This window comes from Arthrobacter sp. TJ-170, from assembly GCF_058269305.1.
Genome location: NZ_JBZCNL010000007.1, coordinates 173,986 through 198,069 on the forward strand (window position 1 = coordinate 173,986; position 24,084 = coordinate 198,069).

General features: G+C 64.0%; 28 protein-coding genes. 17 read left to right on the forward strand and 11 right to left on the reverse strand.

The features are described 5' to 3' along the window. Positions 1-18 precede the first annotated feature (18 nt). Positions 19-1,107 (reverse strand): GTP pyrophosphokinase, encoded by a 1,089-nt coding sequence (locus AC4D1W_RS13840; protein WP_490899116.1) that lies wholly within the window; start codon positions 1,105-1,107, stop codon positions 19-21. Positions 1,108-1,150: 43 nt separating this feature from the next. On the opposite strand from AC4D1W_RS13840, the gene AC4D1W_RS13845 reads away from it, so the two are divergent. From AC4D1W_RS13845 to AC4D1W_RS13885, 9 genes are all read left to right on the forward strand, one after another. Then, complete coding sequence (locus AC4D1W_RS13845) at positions 1,151-2,020, forward strand: alpha/beta hydrolase family protein (protein ID WP_490899117.1); 870 nt, start codon at positions 1,151-1,153, stop codon at positions 2,018-2,020. A 43-nt stretch (positions 2,021-2,063) separates the two neighbouring features. After that, a complete protein-coding gene (locus AC4D1W_RS13850; protein WP_490891100.1) occupies positions 2,064-2,498 on the forward strand; it encodes a PGPGW domain-containing protein in 435 nt (144 codons plus the stop codon). 45 nt (positions 2,499-2,543) lie between these two features. Further along, entirely contained in the window at positions 2,544-3,473 is a 930-nt protein-coding gene (locus tag AC4D1W_RS13855) for a carbohydrate kinase family protein (protein WP_490899118.1), read from the forward strand. Then, positions 3,470-3,997, forward strand: a complete 528-nt coding sequence (locus tag AC4D1W_RS13860) for a YbhB/YbcL family Raf kinase inhibitor-like protein (RefSeq protein ID WP_490891104.1) — start codon at positions 3,470-3,472, stop codon at positions 3,995-3,997. The genes AC4D1W_RS13855 and AC4D1W_RS13860 overlap by 4 nt, the downstream gene beginning before the upstream one ends. Before the next feature lie 28 nt (positions 3,998-4,025). Continuing rightward, positions 4,026-4,268: a zinc-ribbon domain-containing protein gene (locus AC4D1W_RS13865; protein WP_490899119.1), complete on the forward strand. Its 243-nt coding sequence runs from the start codon at positions 4,026-4,028 to the stop codon at positions 4,266-4,268. Positions 4,269-4,319: 51 nt separating this feature from the next. Then, the gene (locus AC4D1W_RS13870; RefSeq protein ID WP_490891107.1) at positions 4,320-5,126 is read left to right on the forward strand and encodes an HAD family hydrolase; all 807 of its coding nucleotides are present in this window, start codon (positions 4,320-4,322) and stop codon (positions 5,124-5,126) included. 6 nt (positions 5,127-5,132) lie between these two features. Next, on the forward strand, positions 5,133-5,906 hold the full coding sequence (locus AC4D1W_RS13875) for a glycerophosphodiester phosphodiesterase family protein (RefSeq protein ID WP_490899120.1): 774 nt from the start codon (positions 5,133-5,135) through the stop codon (positions 5,904-5,906). A gap of 100 nt (positions 5,907-6,006) precedes the next feature. Further along, the gene (locus AC4D1W_RS13880) at positions 6,007-6,192 is read left to right on the forward strand and encodes a hypothetical protein (protein ID WP_490891109.1); all 186 of its coding nucleotides are present in this window, start codon (positions 6,007-6,009) and stop codon (positions 6,190-6,192) included. Continuing rightward, positions 6,189-6,668: a MarR family winged helix-turn-helix transcriptional regulator gene (locus tag AC4D1W_RS13885; RefSeq protein ID WP_490899121.1), complete on the forward strand. Its 480-nt coding sequence runs from the start codon at positions 6,189-6,191 to the stop codon at positions 6,666-6,668. Before AC4D1W_RS13880 ends, AC4D1W_RS13885 begins: the two co-directional genes overlap by 4 nt. Before the next feature lie 5 nt (positions 6,669-6,673). Here the strand turns inward: AC4D1W_RS13885 and AC4D1W_RS13890 are convergent, their stop codons facing one another. The 7 genes from AC4D1W_RS13890 to pgm all read right to left on the reverse strand — a co-directional run bounded on the left by AC4D1W_RS13890 (position 6,674) and on the right by pgm (position 14,994). Continuing rightward, positions 6,674-7,681, reverse strand: a complete 1,008-nt coding sequence (locus AC4D1W_RS13890) for a phosphotransferase family protein (protein ID WP_490891111.1) — start codon at positions 7,679-7,681, stop codon at positions 6,674-6,676. Positions 7,682-7,847: 166 nt separating this feature from the next. Then, positions 7,848-8,843 carry a thermonuclease family protein gene (locus tag AC4D1W_RS13895; protein WP_490899123.1) on the reverse strand — a complete coding sequence of 332 codons (996 nt, stop codon included), beginning with the start codon at positions 8,841-8,843 and terminating at the stop codon, positions 7,848-7,850. A 215-nt stretch (positions 8,844-9,058) separates the two neighbouring features. After that, positions 9,059-9,751 carry an aspartate/glutamate racemase family protein gene (locus AC4D1W_RS13900; RefSeq protein ID WP_490899124.1) on the reverse strand — a complete coding sequence of 231 codons (693 nt, stop codon included), beginning with the start codon at positions 9,749-9,751 and terminating at the stop codon, positions 9,059-9,061. Positions 9,752-9,856: 105 nt separating this feature from the next. Next, a complete protein-coding gene (locus AC4D1W_RS13905) occupies positions 9,857-10,657 on the reverse strand; it encodes a DUF2382 domain-containing protein (RefSeq protein WP_490891116.1) in 801 nt (266 codons plus the stop codon). 54 nt (positions 10,658-10,711) lie between these two features. Continuing rightward, complete coding sequence (locus AC4D1W_RS13910; protein ID WP_490891118.1) at positions 10,712-11,473, reverse strand: mechanosensitive ion channel family protein; 762 nt, start codon at positions 11,471-11,473, stop codon at positions 10,712-10,714. A 445-nt stretch (positions 11,474-11,918) separates the two neighbouring features. Next, on the reverse strand, positions 11,919-13,247 hold the full coding sequence (locus AC4D1W_RS13915) for a uracil-xanthine permease family protein (RefSeq protein ID WP_490899125.1): 1,329 nt from the start codon (positions 13,245-13,247) through the stop codon (positions 11,919-11,921). Between the two features lie 115 nt (positions 13,248-13,362). Next, positions 13,363-14,994, reverse strand: coding sequence for a phosphoglucomutase (alpha-D-glucose-1,6-bisphosphate-dependent) (gene pgm / locus AC4D1W_RS13920; RefSeq protein ID WP_490899126.1), 1,632 nt, complete (start codon positions 14,992-14,994; stop codon positions 13,363-13,365). 140 nt (positions 14,995-15,134) lie between these two features. Here pgm and AC4D1W_RS13925 point away from each other — a divergent pair, with 140 nt between their 5' ends. Then, on the forward strand, positions 15,135-15,725 hold the full coding sequence (locus AC4D1W_RS13925) for a hypothetical protein (protein WP_490899127.1): 591 nt from the start codon (positions 15,135-15,137) through the stop codon (positions 15,723-15,725). Positions 15,726-15,774: 49 nt separating this feature from the next. Continuing rightward, the gene (locus tag AC4D1W_RS13930; protein WP_490899128.1) at positions 15,775-16,533 is read left to right on the forward strand and encodes a CoA transferase; all 759 of its coding nucleotides are present in this window, start codon (positions 15,775-15,777) and stop codon (positions 16,531-16,533) included. An 8-nt stretch (positions 16,534-16,541) separates the two neighbouring features. On the opposite strand, the gene AC4D1W_RS13935 is transcribed toward AC4D1W_RS13930, so the two are convergent. Next, on the reverse strand, positions 16,542-17,054 hold the full coding sequence (locus AC4D1W_RS13935; protein WP_490899129.1) for a hypothetical protein: 513 nt from the start codon (positions 17,052-17,054) through the stop codon (positions 16,542-16,544). Positions 17,055-17,138: 84 nt separating this feature from the next. On the opposite strand from AC4D1W_RS13935, the gene AC4D1W_RS13940 reads away from it, so the two are divergent. Continuing rightward, positions 17,139-17,291 carry a hypothetical protein gene (locus tag AC4D1W_RS13940; RefSeq protein ID WP_490899130.1) on the forward strand — a complete coding sequence of 51 codons (153 nt, stop codon included), beginning with the start codon at positions 17,139-17,141 and terminating at the stop codon, positions 17,289-17,291. A gap of 83 nt (positions 17,292-17,374) precedes the next feature. Here AC4D1W_RS13940 and AC4D1W_RS13945 read toward each other — a convergent pair whose 3' ends face one another. Then, the gene (locus tag AC4D1W_RS13945; protein ID WP_490899131.1) at positions 17,375-18,778 is read right to left on the reverse strand and encodes an amidase; all 1,404 of its coding nucleotides are present in this window, start codon (positions 18,776-18,778) and stop codon (positions 17,375-17,377) included. 95 nt (positions 18,779-18,873) lie between these two features. Between AC4D1W_RS13945 and AC4D1W_RS13950 the strand changes: the two genes are divergently transcribed. The 4 genes from AC4D1W_RS13950 (at position 18,874) to AC4D1W_RS13965 (ending at position 21,616) form a co-directional block, all read left to right on the forward strand. Beyond that, a complete protein-coding gene (locus tag AC4D1W_RS13950) occupies positions 18,874-19,200 on the forward strand; it encodes a rhodanese-like domain-containing protein (protein WP_490899132.1) in 327 nt (108 codons plus the stop codon). Continuing rightward, on the forward strand, positions 19,197-20,144 hold the full coding sequence (pheA, locus tag AC4D1W_RS13955) for a prephenate dehydratase (protein WP_490891128.1): 948 nt from the start codon (positions 19,197-19,199) through the stop codon (positions 20,142-20,144). The genes AC4D1W_RS13950 and pheA overlap by 4 nt, the downstream gene beginning before the upstream one ends. Before the next feature lie 34 nt (positions 20,145-20,178). Next, positions 20,179-21,150 (forward strand): DNA topoisomerase IB, encoded by a 972-nt coding sequence (locus tag AC4D1W_RS13960; RefSeq protein WP_490891129.1) that lies wholly within the window; start codon positions 20,179-20,181, stop codon positions 21,148-21,150. Positions 21,151-21,235: 85 nt separating this feature from the next. After that, positions 21,236-21,616: a hypothetical protein gene (locus AC4D1W_RS13965; protein ID WP_490891130.1), complete on the forward strand. Its 381-nt coding sequence runs from the start codon at positions 21,236-21,238 to the stop codon at positions 21,614-21,616. On the opposite strand, the gene AC4D1W_RS13970 is transcribed toward AC4D1W_RS13965, so the two are convergent. After that, a complete protein-coding gene (locus AC4D1W_RS13970; protein WP_490899133.1) occupies positions 21,613-22,716 on the reverse strand; it encodes a diacylglycerol/lipid kinase family protein in 1,104 nt (367 codons plus the stop codon). The two genes, AC4D1W_RS13965 and AC4D1W_RS13970, sit on opposite strands and share 4 nt — an antisense overlap. Before the next feature lie 67 nt (positions 22,717-22,783). On the opposite strand from AC4D1W_RS13970, the gene serS reads away from it, so the two are divergent. Then, on the forward strand, positions 22,784-24,049 hold the full coding sequence (serS, locus tag AC4D1W_RS13975; protein ID WP_490899134.1) for a serine--tRNA ligase: 1,266 nt from the start codon (positions 22,784-22,786) through the stop codon (positions 24,047-24,049). The last annotated feature ends 35 nt before the right edge of the window (positions 24,050-24,084 follow it).

Genomic DNA, 24,084 nt, shown 5'->3' on the forward strand with positions numbered 1-24,084 from the left:
GCGGCCCGGGTGAAATGCCTAGCCCCGCGACCGGAACGTCTTGATCTGGCGGAACCTCCGCACCAGACTGTCGCGGCGCGAAGCCCCGGATTCCGACGACGGGTCAGCCGTGAGCTCGATGTGCCGTTCGCCGTAGTTCCAGAGCAGCACGTCGTCCAGCAGGCGGTCTGGGCCGGGCGAATAGCGGTGATCGAGAGCGCGCCGAACGGACGTGATGGTGTCGGCCTGCAGCAGGGAGGCGAGGGCCGTCGTCGTTGTCAGGCCGTGGGCGGACAGCAGCTCGGCGGCCCAGCGCCAGTCATCGTCGGATTTGCGGTCCACGTGAGGCAGCAGCGTCTGCCACACCTCACGAATTCGGTCCGGTGACAGCTCCACGCCTCCCTCGCGCTCCGGATCCCAGAACCCCGTGACCTTTTGATACCGCGAATGCAGATCCGCAAAGGTTGATTCGACGCTCTCCAGCATGGCCGCCGTGGCGGTGAACTGCCGGTCGAAATAGGGGCTCCATGCCTTCGGGTTGAACGACTTGAAGCGGATGTCATGCTCAATCTCGGACCAGGCGTGGGCCAGGACCGTGCGGATCTGCGTCTCGAACAGGTAGCTGCCGGAATCGGAACCAAGCAGCTGCTGGTAGGCGCGGACGGCGTCGTTCTGGATGGTCCGCAGGATCAGGTGTCGACTGGAGTAACCGTAGGTACCCGACTCAATGGAGCCGATGTCCTTTTCACGGTCACCGCGGCAGTCGAACTCGTGCCGCTGGCGCTTGACGAGGTTGGCGGCGATGTCCACCTCATGGGGCAGCGTGGTGATGACGCGGACGCCGACGAGGTCCGTCAGGTTCCGCAGCGGGTCCGGGAAAACCAGGCTGGGCGGCCCGTCACTATCCACCAGCATCCGCGAAGCCTTGTCCCGGAACGACTCGACGCTCTTGGTGCGCGCCGTGACGAACAGCGGCCGGAGGTCCGTGCCGGTGAAGATGCCCTCGATTCTTTCCCGGGCATCCGCCGCAACAGCCTCAAGCGCAGGCCGGACACGCTGATACTCCCGAACGCTCTCCTCGACGGCCGGCCGCAGCCGCTCGTCCAACTCATCCCATGCACTCACCAACCCATCTAAACACCCGCCGCGGACACCGGCTACGCTGTCGAGGATGATCGGCCTCCCGCGACGCGCAGTCCTCGGCGCGGCACTGCTGGGCGCGACCGCCGTCGCGGGTTGCGATTCCGGGCGCTCAGCGGGTCCAGGAGAGGACACCAAGGAAGCCATGGCACCCAAGCGCTACACGTATGGCACAGACCCCAGCCAGTTCGCCGAGCTTTACCTGCCGGCCGGGCAGGCACGGGACGGCGTCGTCGTCATTATCCACGGCGGGTTCTGGCGCAGCCGGTACACGCTGGACCTCGGCGCCCCGCTCGCCGAAGACCTCAGCTCGCGCGGTTTCGCCTGCTGGAACCTCGAGTACCGGCGCGTGAGTAACGGCGGTGGCTGGCCGCAGACCTTCGAGGATGTCGCCGCTGGCATCGACCTGCTCGCTGCCGCCGCACAGGAGCACAGCCTCAACACCAGCACGACGACGGCGCTCGGCCACTCCGCGGGAGGCCACCTTGCGGTGTGGGCGGCCGGGCGGTCGTCGCTGCCGGGGGACGCACCGGGAGGCGGCGTGCCGGCGGTGCCGATCACCGGCGTCGTCAGTCAGTCCGGGGTGTTGAACCTGCAGCGGGCCCACGAGGAGAAGCTGGGCAACGGAGCCGTGCGGGATTTTCTTGGTGAACCGGACGGAGAGAAGTACCGCCTGGCGGATCCGATGACGGCACTTCCGCTTCCGGTGCCGGTGCTTGCCCTTCACGGGGAGGAGGACACCACTGTTCCGCTCAGCCAGTCACAGTCGTACGTCGAGGCCGCGCAGGCAGTTGGGGCGCGGGCGGAACTCGAGCAGATCCCCGGAGACCATTACGCGATGATCACCCCGGGCACGGATGCGTGGGCGCGCGTTACGGCCGCCGTTGAGCGTCTCACATAGCCGTGTTAATGGGGATTTCACGGAAGTGTGAAATCCTGCACCAATGAGCGAGCGATCCCGCTTCCATCGGGTAGCCCACCGCACCGGCCTCGAAATCATCGGCTGGACCCTTGTCGTGCTCGGAATCGCCGCTTTGGTGCTGCCAGGACCGGGCCTGTTGATGCTGGTCGGCGGCCTGGCAGTCCTGTCGCAGCAGTATGTCTGGGCTGAGCGTAAGCTGCACCCGGTCAAGAAACAGGCCTTCAAGGCGGCCAGGATCGGTGTGAAAACCTGGCCCCGGATAGCCGTCAGTGCGCTGGGAGCCCTGGGGTTCATGAGCCTCGGGATAATCTGGATGCTTCAGCCGCCCATACCCGACTGGTGGCCGTTCAACGGAGACTTGTGGTTGTTCGGCGGGTGGGGCACAGGGCTGAGTCTCGTGTTGTCCGCCATCATTGCGCTGACGCTGCTCGGCTACAGCATCCACCGCTTCCGGTAACACACTTCAACCCGTCCCCGGTGGCGCAAAATGCTAGGTTGAGACGTGCTCACAGTAATCGGCGAAGCCCTTATCGACGAAGTCATCAGCGACACCGCCCCACCGCGTGCCCACGTCGGAGGGAGCCCACTCAACGTAGCCGTGGGGTTGTCCCGGCTCGGCCACCCAACCCAGTTCCTCGGCCGGTTCGGGGACGACGAATTCGGCCGCCGGATACATCAGCACCTCTCCGACAATTCCGTCCTTGCACCGCTGCCGCCGGACCCCCACCCGACCAGCGTGGCATCAGCGAGGCTCGACCCCGTTGGAGGAGCCAATTACACCTTCAAACTAACGTGGGAATTGCCGGACCTGACCGCCCGGAATGAAATTTTCAACGGAACCACCCTTGTACACACGGGGTCCATCGCCTCCATGCTGGCTCCCGGCGCGCATGATGTCCTGACCGCTATCCAGTACGCTCGGCCCTTCGCAACGGTCACCTATGACCCGAACTGCCGGCCGAGCATCATCAAGGACGCAACCTACGCCCGGGAGCAGGCGGAGAAGTTCGTCGCCCTGGCGGATGTGGTCAAAGCTTCCGATGAGGATCTCGAGTGGTTGTATCCGGGACAGGACCACCGCGAATCGGCGCGCCGGTGGCTGGGGCTCGGCCCCGCCGTCGTCGTGGTCACGCGCGGTTCCAAAGGTCCGTGGGCGGTTGTTGACCGCGGGGAGTGTGAGGTTTCGGCGGCGGCGACATCCGTGGTGGACACGGTAGGCGCCGGTGACTCCTTCATGGCGGCGCTGCTCAGCGCTATCGTGGACCGGGAGTTGGATGGGGCCCAGCGACGGAATGAGCTGCGCGAGCTGTCCGTTGAGCAGATGCGAGGCGTCCTTGCGTTCGCCGCTGCGGCTGCGGCAGTGACGGTGTCACGCGCGGGTGCCAACCCGCCCACGAGAGATGAACTGAGAGCACAAGGAGTGTACGCATGACCCGCGATCCTTACGCAGATCTTCCCGACGTTCCGTCGTTCGAGCTTACGAGCAGCGACATAGCGCACAACCAGCCCCTGGACATCAAGCATGCGTCGGGGCGCATGGGCGCCGGCGGTCAGGACATCTCACCGCAACTGAGCTGGAGCGGGTTTCCGGAGGAAACCAAGAGCTTCGCCGTCACGGTCTATGATCCGCATGCGCCGACGGCCAGCGGCTTCTGGCACTGGGCCGTATCCAACATTCCTGTCAGCACCACATCCCTGCCCTCCGGTGCCGGCACAGAGGACGGCGCTGCGCTGCCTGTGGGGGCTGTCCAGTTGAAGAACGACGCCGGCTTCCCCGGCTTTGTGGGCGCGGCACCTCCGCCCGGGCATGGTCCGCACCACTATCACGTAGTCGTTCACGCGGTCGACATTGAACAGCTCGATGTGCCCGCCGAGGCCTCGAATGCCTACCTCGGCTTCAATCTTTTCTCCCACACCCTCGGACGCGCGCGTATCGTGGGCACCTACGAGCACTAGGATCGCCAAGGCCCTCGGGAGGAACGTCATGTTGATTCTGTTTGGATTCAAGACCGCTGTGAAGGAACTTTTCCGCCGGCAGGCTGTCTGTCCGAACTGCGGCCAGAACGCGTCCCAGCGCGTTGATGAGCGCGCCTCGAAGTTCACCGTCTTCTTCATCCCGGTCTTCACTACCAGTCGTCGTTACTCGCGGACCTGCGCGTACTGCGGCATCACCTCAGAGGTATCCAGGGGCGAGAAGAACGCTCTGGCTTCATCCGGCGCGCGCTGACCCGGTGCCGCTTGGGTAGGCTGGATACCTACCCAAGCAAGGAGTTTGCGCATGCGTTTGGTCGCCAGCGACATGGACGGCACCATCATCGGGCACGACGGGCGGATTTCTGACCGGACAGTGCGTGCGTTCGAGGCATGTCTGGCTGCCGGCATCGAGGTGGTGTTCGTGACCGGACGTCCGCCGCGCTGGCTCAAGCCCCTACGGGACCTCGGCTTCAAGGGAACTGTCATCTGCTCCAACGGCGCGCTGACCTACGACCTCGGCCGGGAGGAAGTCGTCGCGTCGCACCTGCTTGACGATCAGAGCATCTTCGAGGCCCAGGACATCATCCGGAAGCTCTACCCGGCAGTACGGTTCGCCGCCGAAACCGTGGACAACTTCCTGATCGAGCCCGGTTTCGCGGAGCCAGGGTCCGTTGAGCTGCTCGGTGCCGCTGAGCCGCGGCCGCTGCGTGAGTCCCTCAGCGGCTCCGGTGTGATCAAGTTCCTGGCCCGTGAGCGGGACATCACTCCGGATGAGTTCCTGCACGGGGTGGCGCCCGCCGTTGAACACCTCGTCGCTACAACGCACTCGGCGCCGAGCGTGCCCCTCCTGGAGATGAGTTTGCCGGGAATCAACAAGTCCGTCACGCTCGCCAAGTATGCTGCCGAACTGGGCGTCGACCAGGCGGACGTCATCGCCTTCGGTGACATGCCCAATGACATCCAGATGCTTGGGTGGGCGGGCCACGGCTACGCCATGTCTTCCGGCCACCCCGATGCACTCGCCGCGGCAAATCTTCGCGCACCCGCGTTCGATGACGACGGCGTGGCGCAGGTCCTTGAGGAACGGCTCGCTGCGCTGAAGTCGGCCTGAATCTCCGTGGGCAAGCCGTACCTGGAGAATGCAGGCCCTATTGCCTTCTCACATCGCGGCTTTTCACTGGACGGCCGGGAGAACACCCTGTCCGCCATGGAGGCGGCCCTGGAGCTGGGCTTTCGTTATCTGGAGATAGACGTGAGGACCACCCGTGACGGCGTCGTCATGGTCTTCCACGACGAGCGCCTTGAGCGCGTCACCGACGGCGCCGGCCGGCTCGCTGACCACTCCCTGGCGGAACTGGACTCCGTGCGAGTTCGCGGGAATGAGCGCATTCCCACCCTTGCCGAGGTACTTGAGCGGTGGCCGTATGCGCGGTTGAACGTGGATATCAAGGACGGTTCCTCCGTGCAGCCGTTTGTTGATGTGATTGAGGCGGCCGGAGCTCATGACCGGGTGCTGGTTGCCTCGTTTTCCGACCGCCGTCGTCTGCGGGTACTGAAGCGGCTGAGCCGGCCGACGGCGTCGTCCGCTGGTATGGCCGTGAACGCGGTAATCAAGGTGCTGTCCGTGCCCGGCCTCATCCGCTGGGTAGCTCGGGTGGCCCGTGTCGACTGCCTGCAGGTTCCGCGGTACTACCGCGGACTTCCGGTGGTGACCAGCGGCTTCATCAGGCGATGCAAGGCTGCGGGGATTCCGGTTCACGTGTGGACGATCAATGAGCGGTCCGTGATGGAAACCCTGTTGGAACAGGGCGTGGGTGGTCTGGTGTCCGATCGTGCGGACACACTGGCTGCCGTGATGCGCGCGCTGGGGCACTGGCCAGCCGATTGTTAGTGCACTAACGTTTGCCGTTATGCTTTGCGGTGGGTGATTTGATGACCATCGCGGGAGGCTTGGAAAAATGACGGGCAAAAAACCGTTGTCACATCGGTTTATGAGCGCCACGGGTAAACTGCGGATGTTCTTCGGACCCGCAGACCAGGGCGGATTGGACGGACCGATCAAATACGCCGACGGTGCCGCTCATCAACAGCGCCAGCAGGAACTGAAGCAGTGGGATGTTGTCCGAAACGCTGATGGCTCCACGTACCTGGTGAAGCGCGATGGAGGGCGGGAGTGACGGCCTCTCGGGAGTTTCTCGGGGAGGCTTCCCAGGAAATTTCTGAGGGGGAGGACCTGCTCCTTGAACGGCAGTTGTGCTTCGCCCTGTCAGTGGCCTCACGGAGCGTTATCGGCGCTTACCGGCCGGTGCTGGAGCAGCTCAACCTCACCCATCCGCAATATCTCGTGATGCTCGCCCTGTGGGAGAACAGTCCCCGGACTGTCCGTGAGCTCAGCGACACGCTCGCCATGGAGCCGGCTACTCTCTCGCCGATGCTCAAGCGGCTCGAAGCCAGCGGTCTGGTTACCCGCGAACGGGTCGTCGGCAATGAGCGTGCACTCGCCGTCGGCCTCACCGCTGAGGGAGGCGCACTGCGCAAACGAGCGCTGTCTGTACCGGGGACCATGTTGGCGAAGCTGGGCCTCTCCCGCGAGCAGGCGGAGGAGCTTAACCTGATGATGCGTGAAGTGATTGCCGCTGCGCAGCGCGCCTGAGGGTGCTAGAGAACCGGTTGCGTGACCGTCTGCAGGTATCCGAGGGCGTGTGGGCCGTACTCGCGCATGGACTGGTCATCGGCGTGTATCAGCAGACGCAGCCAGGAGGCGTACCTGTTGAGGCGGCCGAGCTGTAGTGCCGGTTCCAGGGCCTCGCGGAGCCGGGGCAGCGGTGCGTAGCCCGTCCACCGCTCAAGGTAGGCGGTGAGCACCCTTCGGATGCGGGCGTCCTCAGGGCCTGCATCCCAGTTCTCCATCATGACGCCGAGCGGAACGTAGAGAGAGCTGAACGGATGGGCCCAGTAGGAGTCACCGAAGTCGAAGAACCGCAACGGGTCCGTACTCGAACCCGGTATGAAGGCGTTGTTCGGGTGGAGGTCGTTGTGCTCGAGGGACAGCGGCACGCCGAGGGCATTCAGCTGCGCGGCTGCGTTCTCGATCGCGGGCACGCCGCCGTAGATCCCGTCCGCCTGCTCGGCATTGAGGTGCAGCGGGTGCTCCTCCGGCAGGCCCGTATGGAGGAGGAGCTGGTTGCTGACGAAGTTGCCCGCGATGCCGGGCTTCAGAGATGCCAGCCCCGCCTCCATCAGCTTCTTGCCGTGCGGAGCTACTTGCTGTTGCAGCTCAGCGAAATCAGTCACCACCCGGGCCCACAGGGCGTAATCCGTTGACTTGAGGGTGGCGAGGGTGGCTCCGTGATCCGGCGAGATCATCCAGCCCCTGGTCGGCTCGATGGCCAGCGGCGGAACGACATACTCCGGGGCGATCCCGGCCAGAGCCGCCACGATCGACGCCTCCTGGAACTGCCCCGGGTTGTTCTCCTTGAACCAGAGCCGTCCGTGGTCTGTGGGAACGGTGAGCTGTACCGACCAGAACCGGATCCTCGGCTCACTCACAGGTCCCGTCTGCTCAATGTTGACAGTCCCCAGGACCTGCGAGACCCAGGATTGCACCTGCGATTGCCAGGCAGGGCTTTTCCATAGTTCGGTGGGATGAAGGGCGGGGGAGGTCACCGGATCATTCTGTCACCGTCATCTTGCGCGTTCCGGATTGCCCAACTCTCGGCCTGTTGTGTCTGGCTTTGTGCCGGGTAGCGGCTGTCCGTGCTGGTCCCAGAGCGGTAACCTCCCGTAGAGCCCGTGCAAAACCGGCACGCGTTATGGCCCTGTAGTGATCTTTTCAGCCGCAGGGCTTCCACGTCTTGCCGCCGGGCGCGTAGCAGCGTGGTCCGTTATAACCGGGATACGGGTTTTGTTCAGCGGGCGGGACCGGCGCCGGCGCTGGTGGCACGTACGGAGCGGGCGCTGGAGCTGGAGGTACGTAGGGCGCCGGGGCGGGAAGATTCCGTATTCTCTCTGCTTCAGCCCTGGCTGCTGCTTCAGCGGCCAGTCTTGCCGCCTCCGCTTGTGCGGCCGCTTCGGCGGCGACCCGGCGTGCTTCTGCTTCTGCTTCAGCTGCCACACGCTCCGCTGCTTCATTCTCAGCTTTTCGCTCCGCCGCTTCTTTCAAGGCTGCATCCTCCGCGGCCTTGAGGCGCGATGCATCCTGTTTCACCTTGTCCAGCGCTCCGCGACCAATGTCGATGGACGTCATGAGTCTGGCAGCGAGGGAAGAGGTTGCCGCCGTCCCCAGGGCGGCCCAGCGAACCGAGTCTTCCCCTGCTTCCACTGACGCATGCAGCGCTTCGGCCGTTGCCAGAGCTGCAGCAATTGCGGCTGCGCTTGCGGCCGCACCAGCAGAAGTTGAGGCGACTGGTTGTTCGAGAGCGGCCGTCACCGAGTCAACCGTCGCAGCCACCTCTGCGGGGAGTGTGCATTCAGCCTCAGCGCTGAATACCCCCAGTTCTGCTTCCTGTGCTTTGCTTTGAGCGGCTTTGACAGTGTCGTAGTACTTTTTGTTCGGCTCGAAGATGACTGCCGACCCCAGGCCTTGGCGGGCGATCTCGGCGTTGACCAGCGTCCGGTCCTCCAAAAATACGGCAGCAAGTGTTCGGCCGTATTGATCTTCCCGCTCGATGTCGAAATCCAGCCCCACTTCGGTGCCTGGCGGAAGCGTGTCCTCAAGGAAGGCGGTCGCCTCCGGCCCGAAGCACTCTATCGCCTCGTCAGGGTGCTTGGTTTCCGGGGTGTCGATGTTGAGCAGGCGGACAGTGGTCTGGACGTCTGCAATGCTCACGACCAACGTATCGCCGTCGACAACGCGCACTACGCGACCAGTAGTCGCATCTGCAGATGGGCTACACGCTGTGACGGACAACGCGCCGATGGCAGCAGCGATTGCACACCATTTGTTGCCAACCGGTGTGAACACGGTTCCCCCAATAGTTCAAGTTTCAAGTACGAGTTCCTCGATCATACGGGCAGTCGCGAGCCGTTGGATCCTTCGGGACCTCACTCTGCCAGGGCAGCGTCGACCGCAGCCCGCGCGTGGATCGACGTCGTTGGGTAGAGGGGGATGTCCGCATCTGACTGCGAGATCAACAGTTCTATTTCCGTACAGCCGAGGATGACGCCCCCGGCGCCGCGGGATGCAAGTTCGGCGATGATGCGCCGGTGTTCCTTCCGAGAATCGTCCGAGACGATACCGATGCACAGTTCTTCGTAGATGATCCGGTGAACCGTGGCGCGGTCTTCGGCATTCGGGATAAGCACCTTCAGCCCGTGGGCGGACAGTCCGTCGCGGTAGAAGTCCTGCTCCATAGTGAAAGCCGTCCCGAGCAGGCCCACCGTCGTCGTACCGGCCGCCGTTACCGCGGCGGCCGTCGCGTCGATGAGGTTGATGAAGGGGATGGTCACGGACCGCTCGATTGCGGGCGCTACCTTATGCATGGTGTTGGTGCACAGCACGAGAAGCTCGGCGCCGCCGCGTTCAAGTTCGACGGCGGCGGACGCCAGCGCGGCACCGGCCTCCTCCCAGTCCCCTCGTGTCTGTAATTCCTCGATCGATGCGAAGTCGATCGACCTGAGCAGACAGTCCGCTGAGTGGAGGCCACCGAGGCGGTCCCTGACCATCTCATTGACCAGGCGGTAGTACGCGGCTGTGCTCTCCCAGCTCATACCTCCCAGCATTCCAATGCGCAACATGGCCCCATCATGGCAGTCTCCCGGAGCGGTGTCAGTCCCCACTCACACAAACGGCCCACCTCCCGCGAGGGAGATGGGCCGGCTGCCTGGAACGCGAGTTGCTAGTTAGCGTCCATCACGGATGCCGTCGACGTCATCCGTGTCGATCTGCTCCTTGCGGACTTCCTCGGTGACGGTCTGCTGCTCGGTGACGGTTTCCTTGTCCAGACGGACCCGCTCGACCGGCACAGTTTCCTTGTCCACGACTGCGCGCTCCTCATGGAGGACGACCTCGTGCTCTTCCTCGCTGATGTCGGGGCCGGCGAGGGCTTCATCCCGGTTGGCGTCGGTGATCGGTTCACGCTCGATGCGGACCTCTTCGCGCTGGACCGGGACCGTCTTGGTGACATTCTCCGTGACGACGAACTTGCGCAGCCGGGCGCGGCCGGCTTCACGGCGTTCGGTGCCCACGCGGAGCTGCTCTTCCGAGCGGGTCATTGAATCGTCCGTGGTCGGGCCGGAGGTGTCATGGCCGACCGTGGCGCGGTCCGAGTCATAGTCACCGGTGGTTCCGGTGCTGTAATCGGCCGTGTCGGCGTCGTAGGTCCCGGTCGAAAGGCCGTAGTAGCGGTAAAGCTCCGCCTCTTCCTGCTCACTCAAGTGACCGTCAGGAGCAACATTGGGAGCGTCCTTGATCTTGGCCTTGGAGTATCCGACGCGGACGTCGTTGCCCTCAAGTGTTGCGCCTTCGAGCGGTGCGAAGGACTCGCTGGAACCGAAGAGCCCGGTGTTGACGGTGACCCAGCTGGGGTTGCCGGTGTGATCGTCGACGTAGATCTGGCCGACGGAGCCGACCTTGTCGCCGTCGTTATCGATGACCTTGCCGCCGGATTCGAGGATCTGGGAAATGTTGTCCTGGGAAATCATGGTGTTCTCCTTTATCAGTTGTGGTGCATTTCGTACTGGATGGGAGTGCTTGGGTCAGACGCGGTGTGCGCCGGATTCGGTTGAATCGGTCCTGGCTTTCGCCTGCTCAGCCACACCCTTGAGCTGCTGTGATGCAGACGGTGAGTTTTGCGCTTCGGCCTTGACCCGGGGAGCTTCCTCTTCAGCTTTATTGAGGTAGGTCTCCCAGCGCTGGGACATGGGCTTGATCAGCCCGCCGCCAACACCGACGATGATGACTCCGACGATCGCTGAGAGCACGGCAATCAGGATCGGGGTGGTCACCGTAGTGGCGATTTCCACCTGGTTCAGGGCTGCGATGATGCCGATGCCGAGGATGAAGATGCTCGCGATGTTGGCGAGGATCTTGCCGTAGGAAAGTCCGCCGAGGGCGTTCTGGATCAGGCTCTTGACCGCAGCGGCGATTGCTGCGGCGATGATCACGATGATGATCGCGACGATGATCTTCGGCAGGAATGCGATGATGCCGCGCAGGAGGTCGCTGACCGGGTTAGGTCCAAAGACTCCGAAGGCGAACTGCAGCACGAAGAGGACGAGGGTGTAGTAGAGGATCTTCGCGATGATGTCGCTCGCATCGAGAGATGACTTCGCCAACGCCTTCTTCACTCCGCCGCGCTCTACGGCCCGATCGAAGCCAACCCGCTCCAGAAGCTTGGACAGCGCCTTCGAGATTGCTTTCGCGATGATCACGCCGACAATCAGGATGACCAAAAACAGCAGCAACTTCGGAATGAATTCGACGACGGTGGCTAGGCCACTTCTGAGGGTTTCTTCCATCTATGCCTCCGAGCTGATGAGCTTTAGCGAGCGTTGTGCTCCTCGCCGAGTTGGTGTGCACTCACCTTAACCACAAATCCACTCAAATAGGAAGCATGCTTATTACTAGGGTGCCGTCATAGATGATTGGTTTACACGCTGCGCCGGTAGTGCTCGAATGGATACGAGCGGTCATGGTCCGGTTCAGCAGCTAGCCGGTTATGTTGCTCATCACCGGAACAGGTGTTGCTGCCGGCTACCTGCGTGCGAAAGGCATGGGGGAACCCCGCGACGCTGATTGCGCATCTGTAAGGGTGCGGAGCCGCGGCGATATGGTGTTCCGACCGGAGCCGGCGGCCAGATCGAGTAGTGTGCCAACACATGTTCTGGCCGTCGGTTCTCTCGCCTCAAGAGGCCTTGGTCACCGGTGGTTCGGCGCAGACAGCGTGGAGGATGGGTACTTGAATCACCCGAGCTTCGATGGGCGGCTTCCGTGGTCTTCGGCCTCAAGCTCATCGGGGCCGGCCACGTGCTCGCTGCCGCGAAGCCGCGCGATTCCGCTCATTCCGTGGAAAATTATGAGCGCCGCAGCCGTGCCCAGGGCAATCCCCTCGAAGGTCAGGGCGCCAACGGTCCAGGTGAAGTTTGCAATGCCCACCACGAGGGCGACGCCCGCTGTCGAGAGGTTGATCGGGTTGGAAAAATCGACCTTGTTCTGCACCCAGATACGCACCCCGAGGATGCCGATCATGCCATAGAGAACGACGCCGGCACCGCCCAGTACCCCTGCGGGAACCGTAGCGATCAGTGCACCAAACTTCGGGAAGAGGCTGAGGAGAACAGCGATTACGGCGGCCACCCAGTAGGCAGCGGTCGAGTAAACCCTGGAGGCGGCCATAACGCCGATGTTCTCGGCATAGGTCGTTGTACCGGAGCCTCCGCCAGAACCTGCAAGGACGGTGGCCAGGCCGTCAGCCATGAGAGCGCGCCCTGTGACGGGGTCGAGGTCCCGGTTAGTGATGGCAGCAACTGACTTCACATGGCCGATGTTTTCGGCCACCAACACGAGAACCACCGGCACGAACAAGCCCACGACGGAAAGATGAAACACCGGCGCCATGAACGGCGGCAGTCCGAACCAGGCGGCGTCGTTGATGGCGGTGAAGTCCACCTCGCCCCGCAGCACTGCCACGAGGTATCCGACGAGGACGCCGATAAGGATGGACAGGCGTCCCAGGATCCCCTTGAAGAGCACCGTGGCCAGCAGGATTGACACCACGGTAACGAGCGCAGTCAGGGGAGCCTGTTCGAAGCTAGTTCTAGCGGTCGGGGCGAGGTTCAGGCCGATCAGGGCAACGATCGCACCGGTGACGATCGGCGGCATCAAGACCTGGATCCACCGCGCGCCTGCCGAGTGCACCACCAGACCGATCAGCGCCAGCACGGCGCCGGCCATGATAACGCCACCCAGTGCCCCCGGAGGGCCGTGCTGGCTTTGCGCAGCGGCAATCGGCGCGATGAACGCGAAGCTTGATCCCAGGTAACTGGGCACCCGACCCGCCGTAATGATGAGGAAGAGCATGGTGCCGAGCCCGGAGAAAAGCAGGGTGGTGGACGGCGGGAAGCCGGTCAGCAGCGGGACGAGGAACGTGGCGCCGAACATCGCAACCACGTGCTGTGCACCAATGCCCACGGTACGGGGCCAGCTCAGCCTCTCATCCGGTGCCACGAAGCGCCCCGGCCGGACGTTCCGCCCGTCTCCGTGCAGCGTCCAGTTCGTTCCGATTCTGCTCATGGCGGGGCCTTCCAGAGATGGTGGGATCTCCGGAAATCTTACCCTGCACTTTTTGTCGCCAATCTGCTGCTAAACGCCGATGAGACAGCAGATAGGCGACAAAAACTTCGGCGGACTAGGCGATGACTCCGTCCACCAGAGCTTTTGCTTCTTCCTGCACACGCTTGAGGTGCTCCGCACCGAGGAACGATTCGGCGTAGATCTTGTAGACGTCCTCGGTTCCGGATGGGCGTGCGGCGAACCACGCGTTCTCGGTGGTGACCTTGAGGCCGCCGATCGGTGCACCGTTGCCGGGCGCTTCCGTCAGGCGCGCGGTGATATCTTCGCCCGCCAGCGTGGTGGCTGTGACGTCCGACGGCGACAGCTTGCCGAGCGCGGATTTCTGCTCCCGGGTGGCAGCGGCGTCGATACGCGCGTAGACCGGAGCTCCGAACCGCTGGGTGAGACCCTCGTAATGCTGGGATGGTGTGCGTCCCGAGACGGCGGTGATTTCGGACGCGAGGAGCGCGAGGAGAATGCCGTCCTTGTCGGTGCTCCAGGCGGATCCGTCGTGCCGGAGGAAGGACGCCCCGGCAGATTCTTCTCCGCCGAACGCAACCTGCCCCGATAAGAGCCCTGGTACGAACCACTTGAAGCCGACGGGAACTTCTTCGAGCACCCGGCCAAGGTCCGTCGCCACCCGGTCAATGATCGACGACGACACGAGGGTCTTGCCGACCATCGCGTCGGAGCGCCACTGCGGACGGTTCCGGTAGAGGTAATCGATTGCGACGGCGAGATAGTGATTGGGATTCATCAGGCCGGCATCCGGGGTGACGATGCCGTGCCGGTCGGCGTCGGCGTCGTTGCCTGTGGAGATGTCGTAGTCACCCGCGCGCGCAATCAGCGACGCCATGGCGTGCGGTGAAGAGCAGTCCATGCGGATCTTCTCGTCCCAGTCCAGCGTCATGAACGCCCACTGCGGATCGACGGCGGGGTTGACGACGGTGAGGTCGAGGTTGTGCCGCTCCCCGATCGCACCCCAGTAATCAACTGACGCCCCGCCCATCGGGTCAGCGCCGATACGCACGCCGGCGCTCCGGATGGCCTCGAGGTTCAGCACGTTGGGGAGGTCCTCGACGTAGTGCTGAAGGAAGTCGTAGGCGCTGATGGAATCGGCCTGTTGCGCCTGGGCAGTGGGGATTCTCTTGACGTCGCGGAGGTCGTTCTCAAGCAGTTCGTTAGCGCGGGCGGCGATCCAGTTGGTGGCGTCAGAGTCCGCAGGACCACCGTGGGGAGGGTTGTATTTGAAGCCGCCGTCAGCAGGGGGATTGTGCGACGGCGTGATGACGATGCCGTCCGACTGGTCCGTCCGTGACCCGTTGTAGGCCAGGATGGCGTGCGAGAGTGCCGGAGTGGGCGTGTAGGCACCGCGGGCGTCAATCCGCACCGCCACGTTGTTCGCCGCGAGTACTTCAAGGGCGGTGTTCTGTGCGGGTTCGGACAAGGCATGCGTGTCCTTGCCCATGAAGAGCGGTCCGGTGATGCCCTGACCGGCCCGATACTCGACGATCGCCTGCGTGATCGCGGCGATGTGCCCCTCGTTGAAGGACGACTTCAGCGACGATCCGCGATGACCGGAAGTGCCGAAAGCCACTCGCTGCGCCGGGTCCGACAGGTCGGGTTTGGAATCGAAATACGCGTCCAGAAGGGCGCTTACATCAACAAGGTCGCTGGATTGGGCAACGGTGCCTGCTCGATTAGCCATGGGTCCAGCATGCCATCACGTCCGACAAGTCAGCAGAAATGACTGGAAATTTCGCCGAACCGAGCAATTTCTGTTGATTGAATCGGGATACGACGGCTCAAAGTTCGTTCCATGATGCACATGATGCACATAATGCAGAGATGGCAGGCAAAGCAGGCGACGATCCTTCCGGCCACCCGGTCCCTACGCTTTGGCGGTTTCTGGACGAGCTCCTGCTGCAGGCGAATGAACCGGTGTCGTGGTCCGGGCCTCGTTGGTGGTGGGCCGGGCCACTGGATGTGGAGGGACTCGCGCTCGCCTCCGTGCAGGCGGTCGCCACGGCCCTTGCCTATGGTTCATCGTCCAACGGGCGCCGGCTCGAAGTTTCGTTCACGTCATCGGGGGTCAGTGCCTGGTTCGATTCCTTTACTCACCTCCGAATAGCAGGTTCACCGATCCAGGGGTTCGGGCCGCTGTCCGGGTTCCGCCGGGCTGCCGACGGGTGGGTTCGCATCCACGGGAACTATCCGCACCATGAGCGTGCACTTCTGGATGTGCTCGGTGTGGTCGCGGCCGCTGATGTCGACGCCGCCTTGCGGGAGCTACCGGTCGGCGTCATAGAGGACGCCGTCACCGCTCGAGGGGGGACTGGCCTCGGCTGTCAGGACGCCACAGGAGTGGAGTGCGACCCCGGCAGGGCAAGCCGTTGCCGGCGAGCCGTGGATGGGACTCTCGGTCGCGGCCAGCCCTGAAGTGCCGCGCGGTGTACGGGCTGGGATCTTCGGTGGTGACGGAGGGCTGATGGAAGGCCTTCGCGTCCTGGACCTCACGCGAGTTATCGCCGGTCCCTCAGCGAGCCGACTCCTCGGTGCACTGGGTGCGGACGTTCTGCGGGTGGACCCGCCGGCGTTCCCCGAATTGGAACACCAGCACGTGGAGACCGGCTTCGCCAAGCGAAGTGCCGTGGCCGACCTGAATAACCCGGAGGCCCTCGCACGCTTGCGGGCCCTCTTGCCCGCGACGGACATAGTGCTTAGCGCGTACCGCGGTGGGGCGCTGGCCCGGTACGGGTTGGATGTCGCAGCGTTACGGCAGGACTTCCGCGGGCTCGCTGTTGTTTCCCTCGATGCCTGGGGAGAACACGGGCCGTGGTCTGACCGGAGAGGATTCGACAGCATCGTTCAAGCCGCAACCGGCATCGCCCACGTCTACGGGACCGGCTCCGGGCCGGAATTCAAGCCGGGAGCCCTCCCGGTTCAGGCGCTCGATTACGCAACCGGGCTCGGGATGGCGGCCGCCGCCGTCGCACTTGTCTCTGCCCGCCGTCGAGGGCTGTGCGGTTCCGCGCATCTTTCTTTGGCGCACACGGCAGCTGAACTGCTACAGATCCCGACGCCGGACCATGCGCAGTCGGTGGAGCTGGAGCCGATGCTGCGGCGGGCAGCCAGTGATTATGGCGAGCTGGTCTACGTTCCACCACCGCTGGTGGTCAACGGAAGGCAGCTTGAGTACCCGCACCCTCCCCAGCGCTACGGGGGAGCTGCTCTTCATTGGCTCTAGTCAGGTGATCACGGAACTGTGAGGACGACGGGCCCTGCCTCACCGGGCCCGCCGCACTCCTCGGATCCGCCGACGCGACGCCATTCCAGCGCGAACTCTTCCTCGGTGAGGACCTCACCAGCCGTATCGAGAGCCCGCACCGTAACGTTCTCCGGAGCCGTCATGCCGACGTCGATTCTCCAGCGGTCACTCTCTATGCGGGTTGAAAGGAAGGGCCCGATTGTTCGCCCGGTGGCGTCCGGAGCAGCACCCGGGGAACCGCCTTGTTCCCCGCCCGTCCCACCTTTGGCATCAGGGGTAAGGGAACCAGCTGGAGGAGTGGGCCCTTTCACGGGTTGCGGTGCCGGACTCGAACAGACGCCGTCAACACAAGCCTGCACTTCCCCAACACGGGAGTGGTTTCCCTTTAGCTCGACGAGCAATATGTTCGACCAGCCGATCGCCGGGCATGCAATGTGTGCACTGCATGCCGCTATGACCAGGGTGAACGCAAGTGCCAGGACGAGTCCGTATTTCCCCACAGGCCCAGTGTGGCACCGCCCCGCCCTAGTGCACACGCCTGGCGGGCGGTACGTTTGAAAAACCCGTCAACGAAAGGTTGTGTCATGAGCGATAACCCCACAAGCGACGAAATCGACGAAGCAGACGACGAAAAATTGGAGCGGGACGCGGACAAGGCTGCCGACGCTCTGGATGAATCCGGTTACGGCGGGCCCGGACCGGAGAATGAAACCGGCAAGAGCAAAGACGGCTCCTAGGCCCAGCACAAGCCAAACGACGACGGCGCTCCCCGAAAGAACCGCGCCGTCATCGTTCCTGGAAAAAGGGTGCGCTCAAGCAGTTAGGTTCGTCGGTTTTGCCCGAGGTGGTCTTCGAGCTGGGCCGAAACGGTGAGAAGTTCTGCTTCAGCGCTGGGCCGGCCGATGAGCTGAATGCTCATGGAGAGTCCGCTGGCCGTGGTGAATACGGGTACCGAGATGGCGGGCAGGCCACACACGTTAACCATGGACGTGTACGGGGAGTACTGGCACTGGCGCATGTAGTCGGTGTCCGCATCGGCGTCGGTGTACCAGCCGATCGGGCGGGGCGTCATGCCGAGCGCGGGCGTTACGATGAGATCAAACGCGGAGTACTGCTGGATCGTGTCCTGTTCAAATTGCCGGAGGATGTCGACGGCGGTCGCCAGATCGGTTGCCGACTTGCGTTGCGCGCGGCGCCGCAGGGTGCGGGCCAGCGTTGTGAGGTCCCCTTCCCGGGCGGACGGAATGCGCGCGACGGCAAGCCCGGCCGTCCACACCGATTGAAAAGCCTCGTGGTACCGCGGGTCGTATCGGAGGTCCGCCTCGACGACGTCGTGCCCCACCGCGCTGAGCGCCTGGATGCCCGCCTCGAAGCTCAGCTTCGCGTCGTCGTCGAGTTCGATGGGAAAAGCTTCAGCGAAGGGAGAAACGGTGCTCACGCCGATCCTGAACCGTCCTTCCGCCCGGACTGCCGCGTCAAGGAAGGGGCCGTGTGCGGCCGCGCTGGTTGCGTGGTAATTCGGTTCGTCCACCATGGCGTCGAGCAGCAGGGCGGCGTCCGCCGTCGTCCGTGCAAGCGGCCCGGCCACCACAAACTGGCCGAGGTCGCTCTGTCCCGAACCGGAGGGGACCCTGCCGCGGTTCGGCTTGAGGCCGATGAGCCCGGTGGCGGCAGCCGGTATCCGGACTGAGCCGCCGCCGTCCGTACCCGGTGCGAACGGAATCAGTCCAGCCGCAACGGCTGCGGCGCTGCCACCGGAGGAGCCGCCCGAACTCAGCGCGGGATTCAACGGATTGCGCGACGGCGGCGCGATCAGGTTCTCGCTGTAACAGCTAAGCCCGAACTCGGGCACCTGTGTCTTTCCCACACTGACCGCTCCTGCACGGCGAAGAACGGCCACGAGCGGTGAGTCCGCGGCGGCCACCGTATGCTGCAGCGCGGCGCTGCCGTGCGTAGTCACAACGCCAACGACGTCGGTCAGGTCCTTGTGAGCCAGCGGCAGCCCGTGAAGCATTGGCAGATTCCCACCGGATGCTTGCCGCTGGTCCGCGTCCTCCGCTTCCGCCATTGCGGCATCGGCGGTCACCGCAATGAAGGCGCCCAGCTCCGGATTCCGGGTCTCGATCCGCTGCAGGTAGTGCGAGGTGAGCTCCCGCGAGCTCAATTCGCCGTTCCGGAGCCGGTCCCGCTGGTCAAGGGCAGTCAGCTCATGCAGGGAGCTCATAAGGATGCCTTCCGCACTGATGGGTTGAGTCCGGTCCCCACTATAGGCTTGGTTCAAGTTGGGGAATCGAACGAAGAATATGAACGGGACTGGCAATGAGCAACAGTGAAAACGTGTCCATTGAGGCGATCGGCGAGGACACCGCCGTACTGGACGTACGCGAGGACTATGAGTGGGAAGCGGGGCATATTGAGGGTGCCCTGCACATTCCCGTGGACCAGATCCCGGCCCGGCTCGATGAACTGGATCCGGATGAGGACCTGCACGTCATCTGCCGCACCGGTGGCCGCTCTTTCCGGGTAACCGAATGGCTGGTGGCCAACGGATACTCGGCCGTGAACGTCAGCGGCGGGATGGATGCCTGGGTCGAGGCGTCGAAGCCGATGGTCTCCGAAACCGACGCCGAGCCCCGCGTCCTATGACTGCATACGCGTACCTGGGCCCCGAGGGCACCTTCACCGAAGCTGCCCTCCTCCAGGTCCCCGGGGCCGAGCACGCCGACCGGGTACCTGCAACCACGGTGAATTCGGCGCTCAATATGGTGCGGGAGGGCCGGGTGGAAGCTGCCATGGTTCCGATCGAGAACTCGGTCGAAGGCGGCGTGTCAGCCACTCTCGACGCGATCGCAAACGGGGAACCGCTGCGCATCATCCGCGAGGTGCTTGTCCCTATTTCCTTTGTGCTGGTCGCCCGCGTCGGCGTGGAACTGAACGATATCCGGTTCGTGGGGACGCACGGCCACGCCTGGGCGCAGTGCCGGGGGTGGACGGAGCAGAACATTCCATCTGCGGAATATGTGCCGACCTCTTCCACTGCAGCCGCCGCCCACGAGCTGCTTGACGACGGCGCCGGCCACGACGCTGCAATTTGTTCTCCGCTGGTCGCCAACCGGCTCGGCCTCCGCGTACTTGCCGAGCACATCGGCGACGTTGGTGATGCGGTGACGCGATTCATCCTGGTCAGCAAGCCGGATTCCCTGCCGGAGCGGACGGGTGCGGACAAGACCACGCTGGTGATCCCCCTCCCTGAGGACCATCCCGGCGCCCTGATGGAAATCCTGGACCAGTTCGCAGCACGGGGGGTCAACCTCAGCAGGATCGAATCCCGCCCCACCGGCCTGTTTCTCGGCGACTATTTCTTTAGTATCGACGCCGACGGGCACGTCGCCGATGCGCGGGTCGCTGACGCACTGCAGGGGTTGCACCGGATCAGTCCCGGCTTGCGCTTCCTCGGCTCATACGCTCGTGCCGACCGGCGCGAATACGAAGTAGCCCGGCACACCTCGGACCAGGCATTCCGGGCGGCGCAGGAGTGGGTTGACTCCCTGCTGCATTCCCCCACGCCGGACGCCGGGGACATAGGCTAGTCTTCCCCCGCCGGGGCCGATCAGAGGAGGCGGCGTGCCGCGACTGAGACGCAGTGACAGCAACAAGCCCGGATATGCGCGTCGCCGCCATGGAAAAGGTTTCAGCTACCGCAATCAGTCCGGCGAGCCCCTGGAATCGGACGAGATCGAGCGGATCAGGGAACTCGTGATCCCGCCTGCCTGGCGTGATGTCTGGATCAGTCCATACCCGAACGGGCATATACAGGCAGTAGGCACGGACGACGCCGGGCGCCGCCAATACATCTATCACCCTGCCTGGCGGGAGAAGAAGGACCGCGAGAAATTCGACCGCGCACTGGAGTTCGGCGAAAGGCTGCCCGGCGCCCGGCGGGTCATCACCCAGCATCTGCGCAGCAACGGCAGCGGCAAGGAACGTGCCCTCGCTGCGGCACTGCGAATTGTGGACACCGGCGCGCTACGCATCGGCTCGGCTCAGTACGCTGCGGAAAACGGCTCCTTCGGGGTAACGACACTCCGCACGGACCATGTCACGATCAACGGGCCGATGGTCACGCTCCGGTTCCCGGGCAAGAGCGGGCAGCAGTGGGACACCACAATCGAGGATCAGGACCTCGCTGCGGCCCTGCGCCCGATGGTGCGCAGGGAGGACGCGGGGACCATGTTGGCGTACCGGACGCCGGACGGGTCCTGGCACTCTGTGGATGCAGCTCAACTCAATGAGTTCCTCCGTCAGGTCACAGGTGGAGGGTTCACCGCGAAAGACTTCCGCACCTGGCAGGCCACCGTCGTGGCATCCATGGAGCTCGCCCGAATGGACCTGAAAGCGACCAGCCGAACGGCGCGGCAGAAGGCAGTCGCTGCGACCATGCGATCCGTCGCCGAGCACCTGGGCAACACTCCGGCGATCGCCCGCAGTTCCTACGTGGACCCGCGCGTGGTTGATCGCTTCATGTCCGGGGAGGTCATTCCGGTGGCGGGCTACTCAGCGTCGGAGAAGGCTGTTCGCGAGCTGCTTAAAGACTAGGAATCCTTTCCTCGGGCTCTACTGCTAAGTAGGCTGATAGAGAGCGCCCGGCCAGTGGCGCGACCCTTGATGAAAGGCAGGCACCATGAGCGAGCAGCCAGACAACAGTGAGGTCAACCCGAATAAGGGTGACGGATCAACGTCGGACCCAAACTGGCACGGCGACGCTGGAGACCAGGCCAATGACCTGCGCTTCGCAGAGGAGCAGCAGCTGATCAACAGCCAGGCGCAGAACGAGGACACTGAGGGAGTTGCGGCGGGCGGCCGCGGTGGATACACCAATGCCCAGCGCGCTGGTGACGCCGGTGATTACACCGAAGGCCAGGACCAGCCGGATGAAGGCGAGTACACCGACGTCGACGGCACCACGGACGCCGACTCAGACCTGCAGGGCGAGTACACAGACGCTGACTCCGTGCCTTCTCTCCAGGAGGGCGGAGACGCGGAGGGGACTCAGCGTCCCTAGTTCGCTGCAGAATCGCTGAACATTCCCGCTGATGGTCCGGTCGCCCTGCCAGGGACCCGGACCATCAGTGCGCCCGGAACCACACTGACGCTGAGCGCTGTGACATCGCCGGAAGTGTCACCGTCGAGCTGTGTTCCCGTTGCCTCCGAAACCTCGACGTCAACCCGCTTCACCCGGTGGTAGGTAATTACCGGGATTGGACCGGGGTGGCGGAAGAGAATCTTCGCTGCAACCCAGAGCCAGCCGAGGATACTGCGCGGACTGGTGATGACCACGTCGAGGTAGCCGTCGTCGATCGAGGCGTCCGGAATGAACGTAATTCCTCCCGGCAGCCTCGCGCAGTTCGCGAAGAGGACGCTGTGGACCTTGCGCGTCTGCGCCGGTTCGCCGCCGAGGCTGATGGACATTCGCTGCCGCTTGCCGGGCAGGCTCCGCACACCCGCCTCGCTGTACGCCAGCCAACCGAACTTCCTCTTCAGCGTGTCCTTGGTGGCGGCAACCACCACCGCATCAAGCCCGACGCCGCCCATCACCAGGAACGTGTGTTCACCGCTCACGCCGGTGCGCTCGTTGCGTAGCTCGACCCGGCCCATGTCGATCCGCCGGGCGGCACCATGGAGTGCCTGCTGTACGCTGCGGGGTACGTCATTCACGGCGATACCGAGGTTGCGGGCCAGCAGGTTGCCGGTCCCGAGCGGCAGTAGTCCGAGGGCGGCATTGCTGTGAACCAGGGCGGCCGCCACGGCACGGACGGTGCCGTCGCCGCCGGCAGCAATAACGACGTCGCAGCCCTCCTCGACCGCCCGTCTTGCCTGGGCAGCGCCGGGCTCCGCCACTGTGGTTTCCAGTACTAGGGGAGGTTCCCAGCCGGCGTCGGAACAGGCCTGCTCGACCTGCTCGCGCGCGAGCGGAGCGCTGATCTTGACCGGGTTGAGGATCAGTGCCACCCGCTGACGTTCACCGGTTATCTGGAGCGCGGCACGGGGTTCTTCCCAGTGGGGGGAGCGTTCGCGGCGCAGCTTTCGTACTCCCCACCAGCTGAACGCTGACGCGGCTGCGGCGATAACCGCAAGGGCGACGATAATCCACTCGAGGGGCATGATTTCCCCAGACTATCCTTCCGCGCGGGAGTGCGGGCGCGCAGGTCGCGTTCGGTAGTCTTGGGGAGTGATCGACGTAAACGAACTCCGCGACAATCCTGAAAAGTTCCGCCTTTCCCAGCGTTCCCGGAAGGCCGATGAGTCTCTGGTTGATGCGATCATTGCGGCAGATTACCGGCGTCGTGAGGCTGTCACGAGTGCAGAGTCACTTCGTGCCGAACAGAATTCCTTCGGCAAGCGGGTCGCCAAAGCTCAGGGCGAGGAAAAGCAGGCGCTTCTCGCAGAGGTCAAGGAACTGGCCGCATCCGTGAAGGCTGCAGCGGCGGAAGCCGAGGAAGCGAAGGCAGAGGCTGACTCCCTGTTGCGTCGGTTGCCCAACGCCATCCTCGATGGCGTGCCGGCCGGCGGGGAAGATGACTTCGTCGTCATCAAGACCGTAGGAGAGCCGCGGCAGTTCGACTTTGAACCGCGGGATCACCTTGAAATCGGCGAGCTTATCGGTGCAATCGATATGGAACGTGGCGCCAAGGTGTCCGGGTCCCGTTTCTACTTCCTCAAGGGCGTGGGAGCGCGGCTTGAGCTTGCGCTCCTGAATATGGCCATGGACCAGGCAGTTGCGGCCGGATTCACCCCGATGATCACGCCCACGCTGGTGCGCCCTGAAACCATGCAGGGCACCGGCTTCGATATTGCCCACGATGCGGAGATCTACCGCCTCCCCGAAGACGACCTCTACCTGACGGGTACGTCCGAGGTTGCACTCGCCGGGTACCACTCCGACGAAATCCTGGACTTCTCGGTCGGGCCGCTCCGGTATGCGGGGTGGTCCTCGTGCTACCGCAGGGAAGCTGGATCCCACGGCAAGGACACCCGCGGAATTATTCGCGTGCACCAGTTCAACAAGGTGGAGATGTTTACCTACACCACGCTTGAGGAATCGCACGCGGAACACGAGCGCATGCTCGCCTGGGAAGAGGAAATGTTGGCGAAGGTCGAGCTGCCCTACCGGGTGATCGACACGGCAGCCGGTGACCTCGGGATGTCAGCGGCGCGCAAGTTCGACTGCGAGGCCTGGGTGCCCACGCAGAACGCGTACCGCGAGCTGACGTCCACCTCGAACTGCACCGGCTTCCAGGCGCGCCGGCTGAACATCCGTGAACGCGTGCAGGGCGCAAAGTCCACCCGCGCAGTCGCGACGCTGAACGGAACGCTTGCTACGACGAGGTGGATCGTAGCCATCCTTGAGCACCACCAGAACCCCGACGGTTCGGTGAACGTGCCGGCGGCGCTGCGACCCTATCTGGGTGGGCTTGAGCTTCTCCCGGTGCTGTAGGCTCGCTGTTTCCCTGCGGTTCCTGCTGGTTTCTA

Bases quoted from the DNA above. Each gene is read 5' to 3' on its own strand.
- AC4D1W_RS13845 (WP_490899117.1), top strand. From the start codon at position 1,151: ATGATCGGCCTCCCGCGACGCGCAGTCCTCGGCGCGGCACTGCTGGGC.
- AC4D1W_RS13850 (WP_490891100.1), top strand. From the start codon at position 2,064: ATGAGCGAGCGATCCCGCTTCCATCGGGTAGCCCACCGCACCGGCCTC.
- AC4D1W_RS13860 (WP_490891104.1), top strand. From the start codon at position 3,470: ATGACCCGCGATCCTTACGCAGATCTTCCCGACGTTCCGTCGTTCGAG.
- AC4D1W_RS13865 (WP_490899119.1), top strand. From the start codon at position 4,026: ATGTTGATTCTGTTTGGATTCAAGACCGCTGTGAAGGAACTTTTCCGC.
- AC4D1W_RS13870 (WP_490891107.1), top strand. From the start codon at position 4,320: ATGCGTTTGGTCGCCAGCGACATGGACGGCACCATCATCGGGCACGAC.
- AC4D1W_RS13880 (WP_490891109.1), top strand. From the start codon at position 6,007: ATGAGCGCCACGGGTAAACTGCGGATGTTCTTCGGACCCGCAGACCAG.
- AC4D1W_RS13900 (WP_490899124.1), bottom strand. From the start codon at position 9,751: ATGTTGCGCATTGGAATGCTGGGAGGTATGAGCTGGGAGAGCACAGCC.
- AC4D1W_RS13905 (WP_490891116.1), bottom strand. From the start codon at position 10,657: ATGATTTCCCAGGACAACATTTCCCAGATCCTCGAATCCGGCGGCAAG.
- AC4D1W_RS13910 (WP_490891118.1), bottom strand. From the start codon at position 11,473: ATGGAAGAAACCCTCAGAAGTGGCCTAGCCACCGTCGTCGAATTCATT.
- AC4D1W_RS13915 (WP_490899125.1), bottom strand. From the start codon at position 13,247: ATGAGCAGAATCGGAACGAACTGGACGCTGCACGGAGACGGGCGGAAC.
- pgm (WP_490899126.1), bottom strand. From the start codon at position 14,994: ATGGCTAATCGAGCAGGCACCGTTGCCCAATCCAGCGACCTTGTTGAT.
- AC4D1W_RS13925 (WP_490899127.1), top strand. From the start codon at position 15,135: ATGGCAGGCAAAGCAGGCGACGATCCTTCCGGCCACCCGGTCCCTACG.
- AC4D1W_RS13930 (WP_490899128.1), top strand. From the start codon at position 15,775: ATGGAAGGCCTTCGCGTCCTGGACCTCACGCGAGTTATCGCCGGTCCC.
- AC4D1W_RS13940 (WP_490899130.1), top strand. From the start codon at position 17,139: ATGAGCGATAACCCCACAAGCGACGAAATCGACGAAGCAGACGACGAA.
- AC4D1W_RS13945 (WP_490899131.1), bottom strand. From the start codon at position 18,778: ATGAGCTCCCTGCATGAGCTGACTGCCCTTGACCAGCGGGACCGGCTC.
- AC4D1W_RS13950 (WP_490899132.1), top strand. From the start codon at position 18,874: ATGAGCAACAGTGAAAACGTGTCCATTGAGGCGATCGGCGAGGACACC.
- pheA (WP_490891128.1), top strand. From the start codon at position 19,197: ATGACTGCATACGCGTACCTGGGCCCCGAGGGCACCTTCACCGAAGCT.
- AC4D1W_RS13965 (WP_490891130.1), top strand. From the start codon at position 21,236: ATGAGCGAGCAGCCAGACAACAGTGAGGTCAACCCGAATAAGGGTGAC.
- AC4D1W_RS13970 (WP_490899133.1), bottom strand. From the start codon at position 22,716: ATGCCCCTCGAGTGGATTATCGTCGCCCTTGCGGTTATCGCCGCAGCC.